At 38.1% G+C, this 13,185-nt stretch carries 10 protein-coding genes; all 10 read right to left on the reverse strand.

The window, feature by feature from the left end:
• Positions 1–98: 98 nt before the first annotated feature.
• Complete coding sequence (gene gatB, locus OU989_RS19425) at positions 99–1,526, reverse strand: Asp-tRNA(Asn)/Glu-tRNA(Gln) amidotransferase subunit GatB (RefSeq protein ID WP_274794579.1); 1,428 nt, start codon at positions 1,524–1,526, stop codon at positions 99–101.
• A gap of 1 nt (position 1,527) precedes the next feature.
• Positions 1,528–2,991 carry an Asp-tRNA(Asn)/Glu-tRNA(Gln) amidotransferase subunit GatA gene (gatA, locus tag OU989_RS19430; protein WP_274794580.1) on the reverse strand — a complete coding sequence of 488 codons (1,464 nt, stop codon included), beginning with the start codon at positions 2,989–2,991 and terminating at the stop codon, positions 1,528–1,530.
• A 24-nt stretch (positions 2,992–3,015) separates the two neighbouring features.
• Entirely contained in the window at positions 3,016–3,303 is a 288-nt protein-coding gene (gene gatC / locus OU989_RS19435) for an Asp-tRNA(Asn)/Glu-tRNA(Gln) amidotransferase subunit GatC (RefSeq protein ID WP_274794581.1), read from the reverse strand.
• A 232-nt stretch (positions 3,304–3,535) separates the two neighbouring features.
• The gene (locus tag OU989_RS19440) at positions 3,536–4,675 is read right to left on the reverse strand and encodes a CamS family sex pheromone protein (RefSeq protein ID WP_274794582.1); all 1,140 of its coding nucleotides are present in this window, start codon (positions 4,673–4,675) and stop codon (positions 3,536–3,538) included.
• A 113-nt stretch (positions 4,676–4,788) separates the two neighbouring features.
• A complete protein-coding gene (gene ligA / locus OU989_RS19445; RefSeq protein WP_274794583.1) occupies positions 4,789–6,792 on the reverse strand; it encodes an NAD-dependent DNA ligase LigA in 2,004 nt (667 codons plus the stop codon).
• 13 nt (positions 6,793–6,805) lie between these two features.
• The gene (pcrA, locus tag OU989_RS19450; RefSeq protein WP_274794584.1) at positions 6,806–9,061 is read right to left on the reverse strand and encodes a DNA helicase PcrA; all 2,256 of its coding nucleotides are present in this window, start codon (positions 9,059–9,061) and stop codon (positions 6,806–6,808) included.
• A 33-nt stretch (positions 9,062–9,094) separates the two neighbouring features.
• Positions 9,095–9,784 carry a heptaprenylglyceryl phosphate synthase gene (locus OU989_RS19455; RefSeq protein ID WP_274794585.1) on the reverse strand — a complete coding sequence of 230 codons (690 nt, stop codon included), beginning with the start codon at positions 9,782–9,784 and terminating at the stop codon, positions 9,095–9,097.
• Positions 9,785–9,895: 111 nt separating this feature from the next.
• Positions 9,896–10,216: a YerC/YecD family TrpR-related protein gene (locus OU989_RS19460; protein WP_004225717.1), complete on the reverse strand. Its 321-nt coding sequence runs from the start codon at positions 10,214–10,216 to the stop codon at positions 9,896–9,898.
• A 15-nt stretch (positions 10,217–10,231) separates the two neighbouring features.
• On the reverse strand, positions 10,232–11,287 hold the full coding sequence (locus OU989_RS19465; protein ID WP_319023456.1) for a DUF3048 domain-containing protein: 1,056 nt from the start codon (positions 11,285–11,287) through the stop codon (positions 10,232–10,234).
• Positions 11,288–11,349: 62 nt separating this feature from the next.
• Positions 11,350–13,071 carry an adenine deaminase C-terminal domain-containing protein gene (locus tag OU989_RS19470; RefSeq protein WP_274794587.1) on the reverse strand — a complete coding sequence of 574 codons (1,722 nt, stop codon included), beginning with the start codon at positions 13,069–13,071 and terminating at the stop codon, positions 11,350–11,352.
• Positions 13,072–13,185 lie beyond the last annotated feature (114 nt).

Genomic DNA, 13,185 nt, shown 5'->3' on the forward strand with positions numbered 1-13,185 from the left:
CAACTATTAAGTATCGTGAATTTCAAATTTGTTACATTTATTAAAATTAATAGCCGAGGGAGCAAGAAGCTCTCTCGGCTATTATGTTACAACGAGTATTATCGTTTGGCAATTTCTTGTTGTAATAATTTATTAACCATTGGTGGATTGGCTTGGCCTTTTGTTGCTTTCATAATTTGACCAACTAAGAAGCCAATAGCACGATCCTTACCATTTTTGAAGTCTTCGATAGATTGAGCATTGTTATCTAAAACCTCTGTTACGATAGCTAGTAATGCACCCTCATCGGAAATTTGAACTAACCCTTTAGCTTTTACAATTTCCTGTGCAGAACCACCTTTTTCAACTAATTCAGCAAATACCTTTTTACCGATCTTAGAAGAAATTGTACCATCAGAAATTAATTTCACCATCTCAGCAAGGTTTTCTGGTGTTAATGCAGTATCTTTTAAGTCTTTTAATTCTGCATTTAAGTAAGCAGAAACATCACCCATTAGCCAGTTGGCAGATAGTTTTGCATCTGCACCATTTGCTACCATTGCCTCGAAGAAGTCTGAGATTTCTTTAGAAATAACAAGCACACCTGCATCATATGGTGTTAAGCCTAATTCTTCAACGTAACGTTTTTTACGTGCATCTGGAAGCTCAGGAATTTCAGATTTTACACGCTCTAACCATTCGTCATCAATAGAAAGACGAACTAAGTCTGGCTCTGGGAAGTAGCGGTAATCATCTGTTCCCTCTTTAACACGCATTAAAATTGTTTTACCTGTTTTTTCATCAAAACGACGTGTTTCTTGCTCAATCACGCCACCTGATAATAATACATCTGCTTGGCGTAATTCTTCATGCTCTAAACCACGACGAACATAGTTGAAGGAGTTGAGGTTTTTAAGCTCTGTTTTTGTTCCAAACTCTTCTTGACCATAAGGACGAATAGAAATGTTGGCATCACAACGAAGTGATCCTTCTTCCATCTTACAGTCAGATACTTCTGTATATTGGATAATTGATTTTAATTTTTCAAGGTAAGCATACGCTTCGTTTGGTGTACGAATGTCTGGCTCTGAAACGATTTCTACTAGTGGTGTTCCTTGACGGTTAAAGTCAACTAATGAATGATCACCAGCATGTGAAAGTTTACCAGCATCTTCTTCCATATGAAGACGTGTAATACCAATACGTTTTGTATAGCCGTCTACTTCAATATCAATCCAGCCATTTTTACCGATTGGTTTATCAAATTGTGAGATTTGATAAGCTTTCGGATTATCTGGATAGAAGTAGTTTTTACGGTCAAACTTTGTTTCTTGCTCGATTTCCATGTTAAGTGCAAGAGCGGCACGCATTGCGAAATCTACCACATTTTTATTAAGTACTGGTAGGACACCAGGATAGCCTAAGTCGATTACTGTTGTATTTGTATTTGGTTCAGCACCGAAGTGAGCAGGTGCTGGTGAGAAGATTTTTGAGTTAGTTTTCAACTCAACGTGTACTTCTAAACCAATGACTGTTTCAAAGTTCATGTTATTTTCCCTCCCACATTTGAGGAACTTCTTTATGGAACTCCGTTGCTTGTTCAAAAGCATGAGCTACACGGTAAATAGTTGCTTCATCGAAGTATTTACCGATAATTTGTAAACCTAGTGGTAAGCCATTTTCAAAGCCACATGGAATAGAAATGGCTGGTACGCCTGCTAAGTTCATCGGGATTGTTAAAATATCGTTGGCATACATTGTCATAGGATCATCAACGTTTTCACCAATTTTGAAAGCTGGTGTTGGAGATGTTGGTCCAATGATTACGTCAAAGTCTTCAAATACTTTGTCGTAGTCTGCTTTGATCAGTGTACGTGCTTGTTGTGCTTTTTTATAATAGGCGTCATACGTACCAGCACTTAATGAGTAAGTTCCTAGCATAATACGACGTTTTACTTCATCACCAAATCCTTGTGCACGTGTTTCTTTATAAAGATCCATTAAATTAGTAACGTTTTCTGCACGGAAACCATAACGGATACCATCGAAACGGGATAAGTTAGAAGACGCTTCAGATGAAGAAAGGATATAGTACGCTGCAAGTGCATATTTCGAATGAGGAAGAGATACTTCTTCTACTGTAGCACCTAAGCCTTTTAATACTTCTAATGCAGCAAGCACTGATTGACGTGCTGCTTCGCCAACACCCTCACCAAGGAATTCTTTTGGTACAGCGATACGTAAACCTTTTACATCACCAGTAAGAGCTGCTGCATAATTTGGCACCTCTACGTTTGCAGAAGTAGAATCATTTGGATCTAAACCTGCAATCGCTTCAAGTAATAGCGCATTATCTTCAACATTGCGTGTAATTGGTCCAATTTGATCTAGAGATGATGCAAATGCTACTAGACCAAAACGAGATACACGACCATATGTAGGTTTCATTCCTACAACACCACAGTAAGCTGCAGGTTGACGGATTGAACCACCTGTATCAGAACCAAGAGAGAATGGAACTTCCCCTGCTGCTACTGCTGCTGCAGATGCACCTGAAGATCCCCCTGGTACGTGGTTTAAGTTCCATGGATTTTTTGTTGTTTTATAGTATGAGTTTTCGTTAGAAGAACCCATAGCAAACTCGTCCATGTTTAATTTACCGATTGTAATCATTCCAGCTTCGCGTAGCTTATTTACAACAGTTGCATCGTAAATTGGCATAAAGCCTTCTAGAATTTTAGAGGCACAAGTTGTTTCTAATCCTTCTGTTACAATGTTGTCTTTCACACCGATTGGAAGACCAAATAAAGGTCCACGCTTTTCAAATGGTACTTTATCCATTTCAGCAGCTTGTGCAGTTGCTTTTTCTTCGTTTGAAGCAAGGAATGCTTGTACATCGCCATCAAGCTTTGCAATACGTTCGTATGCTTCTTTCGTTAAGTCAGCGATTGATAAGTTACCTGCTTTTATTTCAGCTTGTAACTCCTTTGCTGAACGTTCAAATAACGTCATGAGGAATCCTCCTATGTTTTAGTATTACATGATAGCTGGTACTTTTACTTGACCATCTTCTTGTTCTTTTACGTTTAACATCATTACTTCGCGGTCTAAACCTTTTACTGCTACATCTTCACGCATTACATTCACTAGTGGTAAAACGTGAGTAGTTGGTTCAACATTTGTTGTATCTAGCTCATTTAACTGCTCCGCAAATTCAGTAATTTTTCCAAGTTGCTCAGCAAATTTCTCTGCTTCTTCTTCTGTTATTGCAAGACGTGCTAAATTTGCCACGTGCTTTACTTCTTCTTTTGTTAATTTAGCCATATTTCACACCTCCGAATACTTGTTCAATTCATTGTTTTTATTGATAACAATAGGGTTGAATAAAGTTAACCATGCCAATAATCATAACATTTTTCATATTAAAAATCACAACTTTCACCAAAAATATAGAAACTTTCACTACTATAGCAAAGTGTTGTCACGATATACCAGTTCCCTCTCCTGCATTTTATCCGTCTACATAAAAATATAGCCAGCACAGAGGCTGACTATATTAATCATAAACATGAACGAAAGGATCCTTGTCATTGGCTTTTTTTATGATCAATGCCTCTGGACCATTTACTGAAGTAACGCTCACTTCAACATGAATATTATCAAATTGATTGATTAAAATACCTGTCAAATATTGCGTAAAGCCTATTATTTCAGCTTTGCCGAAAAATTGGATTGGAATTTCAATCGAAAGATTTTGTATTTGCTTATTACGATAGAAGCCAGTCCCGATCACACTTGTATAGTTAGAGAAATATTTATCAACATCTTGTTTAAAATTCTTGAAATTATTGTTGATATCACGGTATACATCCTGTGAATCATCTGTTGGGAACAGGACGTAATTTTCATCTATTCCTTCCCAATCAGCAATGTTATTCTGTCCAGCTTTTGCTACACCATAGCTAAAATAGGTTCCTGGAATAATCTGATTGCGAGCTTGCTGTTTAAACAAGCCAACAACAATCGGAATATCCTTTAACTCATCACGTGTTCGCAAACGCGAAACAATTTCCGCGGCCATTTTTTTGCCTTGCTCAACAAGAGTAGACTCAGAAATTGGTTTCTCGTAGTATTCACCATATTGTTCCTTTTGATAATAATAAATAGAATTTAACGCAAGACCGATTGATATTCCACCTAATTTAACTTTATTATCCTTTGTCTTCGTTAAGTAATTTTGCTCGACAATATGGGATAAATAAACAGGAGCCTTTAGTGCTCGCTCTTCAGGTGTCATTGTGTCTGTTGTCGGTGGATTTAATCCATCTTCTGTTTGCGAACTTCGAGCAAGCCAAGAGCTCACTGTACTTTCAGCTAAATATTGACCTTCTTGGAAGTAATAGTTTTCAGTGTCAAACTCATTTTGAGATAGACGCATTAAACCTGTTTCAACTTCCTTCATATCATATTTCGTATAAATATTAGATACAACTAGACCTCTACTTGCACTCTCTTTATAAGGAATAAGTGTCTTATAATAGGATTCATCAATTTGTATGCTTGGGATAATTGTTGTTTCAGCTTTTTCTTTCTGTTGCGTTTCCTGTGTAAGCTCTGTCTCCTCCTTGTTAGAAGGCACACAGCCGACTAGCATTGCAGCAGCTACGATTGCTGGAATGAGTCGAAAAGACTTCATTATTTAGTGCTCCTTTACTAATAATCAATTTTGTCCGACGAAATCACTGGACGCCATGATGTAATCTAGCATTCCACATGCCTTTCATGAGGATATGTCGTCAGTGTTTTTTATTAGATGAGGTCAAGTTGTTCAATTAAGTTTTCTTCATTCCAAACTTCAATACCTAATTGCTCAGCCTTTGCCAGCTTAGAGCCTGCGTCCGCACCCGCGATAACAAGGTCTGTTTTTTTGCTGACACTGCCTGTGACAGTACCACCTAACTCTTCTATTTTCGCCTTTGCTTCGTTACGTGTCAATTGCTCAAGTTTACCAGTTAAAACAATTGTTTTCCCTGCAAAAGGACTTTCCCCAATAGCCACTTCTACTTTTTTACCTTTATAGGTCATATTTACGCCTGCCTCTGCAAGACGTCCAATAACCGCGCGTGCGTCTTCATTTGAGAAATATTCCACTAACGAAGACGCCATTTTATCACCAATCTCATAAATTGCCACTAGCTGATCCTCTGTTGCTACCATTACCGCTTCCATTGAACCAAATTCCTCTGATACAATTTTTGCTGCTTTTTCACCAACATGTCGAATTCCAAGACCGATTAATAAACGCTCCATAGAATTCTCCTTCGAAGCTTGGATGGCATTCACTAAATTAGTTGCCGATTTTTCACCCATGCGTTCTAATTCAACAAGTTGCTCAACTGTTAGATGATATAAATCAGAAACATCATGGATTAAATCTGCACGTAATAATTGCTCAACTACTTTATCTCCAAGGCCATCAATGTTCATGGCATTTCGAGAAACAAAATATTTTATGCTTTCCGCAATTTGAGCAAAGCAAGCAGGATTTACACAGCGTAATGCTACTTCACCTTCAATACGAATCAATTCACTATCACAAACAGGGCAATTTTTTGGCATCATAAATGGAACGGAGTCCTCTGGTCGTTGTTCGATTAGCACCCCTACCACCTGTGGGATAATATCACCTGCTTTTCGAATGATGACTGTATCCCCTAAACGAATATCTTTATCTCTAATTAAATCTTCATTGTGTAGGGAAGCACGTTGCACCGTTGTCCCTGCTACTTGTACTGGTGTTAAAATAGCCGTTGGCGTAACTACACCTGTACGTCCCACTGTTAAGTCAATATCAAGCAATGTTGTAACAACTTCTTCTGCGGGAAATTTGTATGCAATCGCCCAACGTGGACTCTTTGCTGTATAACCTAGCTCATCTTGCTGAGCATAACGGTCCACTTTAATAACAATGCCGTCAATCTCGTAAGCTAATTTTGGACGGTTTTCTGTCCAATGTTCTATAAAGGACATTACTTCTTCAATAGTAGAGCATCGTTGGCGCTCTTTATTTGAAGGGAAGCCCAAGCCTTCCAAATAATCAAGCATCTCCGCATGACCATCGATACCATATACTTCTCCGTCTCCGCCAATGGCATAGATAAAAGTTGATAGTTGGCGACTTGCCGCAATTTTAGGGTCTAACTGGCGTAATGAGCCAGCTGCAGCATTACGAGGATTGGCAAACAATTCCTCACCATTGTCAGCACGTTGGGCATTTAATTTTTCAAAAGACTTTTTAGGCATATATGCCTCACCACGAACTTCAATCGTAACTGGTTCCTTTAAACGAAGGGGAATCGCACGGATTGTCTTTAAATTGGCTGTAATATCTTCCCCAACTACACCATCTCCTCGTGTAGCACCTTGTATAAACACACCATTTTCGTACTTAAGTGAAATAGCTAGACCATCTATTTTCAACTCACATACATAAGAAAAATGGTCCCCAATCGCCTGACGAACTTTACGATCGAATTCTCGTAAATCTGCTTCGTTAAAAGCATTGGAAAGACTAAGCATTGGATAATCATGTGTTACTTTTTTAAAGCCCTCTACCACCGCTCCACCAACACGCTGCGTAGGAGAATCTGGGTAAATAAGTGACGGATTTGCTTCTTCTAATGCAATCAGCTCATGTAATAATTGATCGTAGACACTATCAGCTACGACAGGTTTATCTAACACATAATAGGCATGACCATATTCGTGCAATAATTTATTTAACTCTGCAATTCGCTGTTCGATTTCGTTCATTTACGTTCCTCCGCTATGCTTTTTCAATTGGGGCAAATTGCGCCAGTAATCGCTTAATACCAATTGGTTGTGGAAAAGCGATATCAAGTTCTGTACTATCACCTTCACCTTTTACACTAACAACCATACCCGTTCCCCATTTTTTATGAATAGCCTTATCTCCAGCCTTCCAGCCAAATTGATCTCCGCCAGTTGCTTGTAAACGTGCGGTAGCAGGCTGCGTTTGCTGAATTGCTCCTAGTGTACGTTTTTGATGATAGCCACCTGTCGTACGATTGCCAGTAGCAAACGGCATAGTTGATTTAGTACCTGCCTTCGAAATAGATTCAGTAATGTCTTCTGAAATTTCGCCTAAAAATCTTGAGGCATTATTAAAGCTTGAACGGCCAAAAATTGTTCGGCTCTGAGCACATGTTAAATAAAGGCGCTCCTCTGCACGTGTCACCCCAACATACATAAGTCGACGCTCTTCCTCCATTTCATCCTGATCATCTAGAGAGCGGGAATGAGGGAAGATGTTTTCCTCCATGCCAATGATAAAGACAATCGGGAACTCTAAACCTTTAGCAGCGTGCATAGTCATTAAAATAATATTGCCCTTAGAGGCATCCTCTTTATCGAGCGCATCAATATCAGCAATTAGGGCTAAGTCCGTTAAAAATGCTACTAAGCTTTTATCATCACTACGCTCTTCAAAAGCCTTCGTAACAGATAAGAACTCTTCAATATTTTCTAAACGGCTTTCTGCTTCAATCGTTTTTTCATTTTGTAGCATTGCACGATAGCCAGATTTATCAATGACTTGCTCTACAATTTCCGTGACAGACAAATATTCCTGCATGTCTGTAAAGCCTTTAATCATTGCATAAAATTGCTCTGCTGAGTTTGCTGCCTTCCCTGATAGACCCATAAATACAAGATCATTCATTGCATCAAAAATCGAACGATCCTGGTCAATCGCATAGCGTGCCATCTTCTCAAATGATGTAGCGCCAATACTACGCTTTGGTTCATTAATAATACGAGCTAACGATAAATCATCGTCATTATTGGCAATAAGACGCAAATAAGCTAGTAAATCTTTAATTTCTTTTCGATCATAGAACTTTGTCCCGCCAACAATTTGATAGGCCATATTAGACTTAACAAGTACTTCCTCCATTACACGGGATTGAGCATTTGTACGATAAAGAATAGCAAAATCATCAAATGAACGATTTTCTTTTTCAATTAACTGTTGAATGGTTTGTACAACAAATTGCGCTTCTTCCTGCTCGTTATAAGCTTTATATAAGGCAATTTTTTCACCTTCTGCGTTTTCAGTGCGCAGTTCTTTTGGGTAACGTGTTGTATTATTTTGAATGACGTCATTCGCTGCCTGTAGGATGCGTTTAGTTGAACGATAATTTTGCTCAAGCATAATCACTTTGGCATCAGGATAATCCTTTTCAAAAGAAAGAATATTGCCAATATCTGCACCACGCCAACGATAAATAGACTGATCAGAATCCCCTACAACACAAATATTTTTAAACTTTTTAGCAAGTAATTGAACAAGTAAATATTGTGATTTATTCGTATCTTGATATTCATCAACATGAATGTATTGGAATTTATTTTGATAGTATTCAAGTACTTCAGGTACACGATTAAACAACGTAATTGTCGTCATAATTAAATCATCAAAATCAAGAGATTGATTGCGTCGTAATCTTTTTTCATAGCCTTTATAAACACGTGCAACAGTTTGTTCATATGGATTTTTTTCGTTCATTTGACCAGCATAATCCTCTGCTGTTATACACTCGTTCTTCGCTGCACTAATGGCATTTAAAATGGCACGTGGCTCATAGCGCTTAGGATCAATATTCTCATCCTTCATCACATTTTTAATCACTGATAATTGATCGGTAGAATCTAAAATGGAGAAATTACGAGATATACCTAGCTGATCGATATTACGACGTAAAATTCTTACACACATTGAGTGGAACGTAGAGACCCACATACTATCGCCTGTGCCATTACCAAGAATGTTATCTATACGCTCGCGCATTTCACGTGCCGCTTTATTCGTAAACGTAATGGCTAATATTTTTGAAGGATATACTTCCTTTTCGATGACTAAGTAAGCAATACGATGTGTTAAAACTCGTGTTTTTCCTGACCCAGCACCCGCCATAATCAGCAATGGTCCCTCAGTTGTTTTGACCGCTCTTTCCTGTTCAGGATTCATGCCTGCTAGTAAATTTTTTGTTAACTGTTCCATTTCGCACCGCCTTACAAACATTTGTTCTAAAAATTATAACGTATTTTTCACAGCCTTAACAGTCGAAAGTGCAGCTTTTATATCTTCATAAATAATATTTCCAACTACTACTGTATCTGCAAACTGTGCCATTTCCTCTGCCTGCTTTGCAGATGTAATTCCTCCACCATAAAAGAGCTTCGTATGCTTTAGCTCATTTTTTACTGTGCTAACTACTTCTAGATTCCCATAAACTCCACTGTATTCTAAATAAAACACTGGAAGCTTAAAGAAATTTTCTGCCATCCGTGCATAAGCTACGACATCATCAATGGTTAAATCAGTTTTTGCGCCTGTTACTTCTGCTACTTTACAATCTGGATTTAAAATGCAATATCCCTCGGCAACTAATTCATCCCACACCATAATATCTCCGTATTCTCTAATGGCTTCATGATGTAAATTTTTAATCCATTTTGGGTCATCACTATTTAATACAGTTGGGATAAAATAATAGTCATAGCCTGGTGTAACGGCATCAATGGTAGAAATCTCAAGAGCTATAGGGACTTCAAAGCGACGCACACGTACAAGTAAATCTAATACCCCATCTAATGTCACGTTGTCTGTTCCGCCAACCAAAATAACGTCTGTCCCAGATTCACAAATTTTTTCTAAGTCTTCATCTGAAATGTCCTTTGCTGGATCAAGCTTGAACACATGTCTCCATTCTAAATAATCCATTTATTTTACCACCTATCATTTTCTATCTATTCGTTTACAAGTATAGCTTATGATGAACGACAAAAAAATGAAAAAGACTGAGTAGAACTTCTACCCAGTCTCTTTTTCCTACTATTCTTTTGGTGCTTGGAATGGTTTTTCATCAGGATACAAACGACCTAGCATTTCATCATATGTATCATTTCCATAATCGAAGCAACGACGCACACGTGAAATAGTAGCTGTACTTGCCCCAGTTTCCTTTTTAATGGATTCGTAGGTTTTCTTTAAACGTAATAAATGTGCAACCTCAAAGCGTTGTGCCAACGATTGAATTTCACTAATCGTACATAAATCATCAAAAAACTTATAGCATTCCTCGATGTCTTTCAGCTCTAACACTGCTTTAAATAATTGATCTGTTTGATGCCCCCGAATTTTTTCGATTTGCATGCAATTTTCCTCCCTTTAAGGCTGCGTTTTCACCATTGCTTGTAACCCTGGTGAAGATGGTACGAAGTGAACCCAAGACTTTCCTGGTACAAGCTTTACAGGTTCTCCTGATTGCTCTACAGCGGTCGGTATTCCATTCACATTAGACCATTCAACTTCCCTCAAATAGCCATTTTGAAATACGTACGCATTTCCACCAGACGTTAAATCAATTTCTTGGCGACCGATATCATCAATTATTTGGTGATCCATTTCAAAAAACAGGACATTTGCTAATGATATTGTTTCGCCCGTTAACATATCTTTTGTGTCCACGCCAGCCGATTGTCGTTCATAGTGATTACTTTGATGATCATACACATACGAGTTGTGGAAATCTTCATTATTTCCGTAGTAAATGTCAACTTGACTTGTTTCAATGCCTATTTTACCACGTTCATTGGGTTCATAAAAACCCTGAAGTACTTTTTCACTGTAATTCATTGAAGCGTCTACCATTTTAGCACCTTTTACAATGTTTTCTGATGTAATATATGAATTGTGCGGAGCCACACGATCGCTAGAACGTTTAAAAAGTATGCCATCATAAGCCATCCCATTAATATTGTCTACTATACGATTATCAAGCATGGTTTTCGCTTCAGGGCTATAGCCATGTGCTACGTAAAAGGCATCATATCCCTTTGCCATATCGATAAAATAGGAGCGCGCACTACGCACAGGCCCAATATTTTCCGGTAGTTCACTTTGGTAGATTGCTAAAAAGCGTGTCACATTACCTTCCGCAAGCATTTCATAAATAATATCTGCAGCAGCTAAACCAGATTGTGGACGTGCTGCTGGATGATTATTGATTGTCACCATAATAGGCCGCTGTGTAATTTCCTTCTGCACAGCCTCCCCAGTAAGGGGTGCCACGAATTCTGGTTGTTGTACAGTTTCTTCAACTACTGTTTCTTCCTCCACTACATTTTCATCATCTTCTTTAACCTTTGGCGCTTCCTTCGAACATCCCCCGATTACGAAGGCACTAAAAGCCATAGCAATCAATATTTTCTTCGATTTGAACACAAGCATACCTCTCCTTTAAACAATTACACATAACTGCAATTGTTTTAAAACACTTTCACCAATTAGCGCATAACAGCAGGCAATAATAACTTATTCTTCATTACATCGAAAATTCCTTTTGGTGTGATGCGAATATATGGTAAATGAGTAGATTGTAAAAATAATAGCGTGTAAATGGCATCCCCTAGTTGATAGCCTCGATCTGCTAAAGCTTGTTTTAAAGCCTTTTCTTTCTCCATTAGTGTTAGTACATCCCCATCATATAAAAGACCGCCTATTGTGAGTGGTATATCTGCTACGACTTCCCCTTTTTCGACCAGAACAATACCGCCATTCATTGCCTTCATTTCTTCAAAGGCTTTGATCATATCGTCTTTATTTTTTCCGATTAATAAAATATCGCCTGTGTTTGAATAGGAGGATGCAAAGCCTTGGACATCGGTTGCGAACCCTTTAATCATTGTATTAACATGCCAGTTTCCTTCTCGATTTATTAGCATTAAATAGCATTCATCATGATTGGCAAGCTGACCTTCTCTTGTAATCAATGAATTATAAGGTTTTGTAATGACATCATTAACAAGCGCAATTCCAAACGGCATAGAAAACTGGAAATCCTGTGAATCTAATGAAAAATCTAAATCAAATGCAGGAATAGCTGAATAATCTATTGTTGCAAGTTTATGCACACGTTCACCATCACGCTTTAGCCAAACACCTTTAGATAAGACACTTTCTGGAACAGGATGATTTTCATCTTGTAAAATATTTATAGAAGCAAAACGTCCTGTCGCGATAAAACCATGTAAATTAGACATATTATAATAGCGTGCCACATTATAAGATGCCATTTGGTAGGCATCAATTGGAGATACCCCCGCATCTAAGGCAGCTTGTATGCATTTATCCATTACACCATCCTCATGGAATGAAGGTGGCGAGCCATCCGTTGTCATCATTAAATGATCAAAAATAGGAAGTTCTTTTTCTACTATTCCTTTTAGCAGATCGGGTAAATCTGGACGAATTGAAGAATGGCGTAATGTTACGGCATAGCCTTGCATAATGCGTCGCTCAACCTCTTCCACTGTCATCGCCTCATGGTCACCATCAGCACCAAGTAATTTCATGCGTGCTAACGTTCTTTCTGAAGCACCAGGAAAATGTCCTTCAATCTTTTTACCTAGACCCTTTGCCATTTGCATACGATAAAGCATTTGATCATCGCCATGTAGTAGCTTTGGCCAGCCCGTCAATTCTCCACCAAGCAGGACATCACTTCGCTCTAACCACTCTAATATCGAGGTATTAGAGAAAACTTCTTCCTCTTGTTCAAGCTCTGTTTGTGAATCAAAGCGAGTCCACCAATAAAAAGAAAACGGTAGCTTTTTCAAATTATCTAAAATTAAAAACGCTTTCTTATTTTCTAAATTTAAAACAAAGCTTAAATTATCCGAAATAAATGTCGTTGTTCCAAGCTGACCACAAAAATCTGCAAATGACTGTGGATGGTAAAGCTGGAATGGATGAACATGAGGTTCAATATAGCCAGGTACAATTGTTTTTCCTGTACAATCCACGACTTCTGTTCCTTCTAATAAAGGAGGCATTCTATCACCAGCATAGACAATGCGATCTCCTAAAATCCAAATGTTTCCCACTGTAAATTGTTTCAACATACTATGCAAATAACGTGCATTTTTCAGCACGATATCAGGTGCCTTTTTCCCATCGATTACTGCTAATTGCTGACGTAATGTTGTTATTTTCCATACTGGATCCATGCTATTCGCTCCTTCCTAAATTACGTAATTTTTCATTGTGTAAATCCAACTTGAAATCACATACTACTACTGCATAATCGCATATTTTCTTAAAAATTATGCTTTATGCAATCA

The sequence above is a fragment of the Lysinibacillus irui genome (assembly GCF_028877475.1).
Taxonomy (GTDB): domain Bacteria; phylum Bacillota; class Bacilli; order Bacillales_A; family Planococcaceae; genus Lysinibacillus; species Lysinibacillus irui.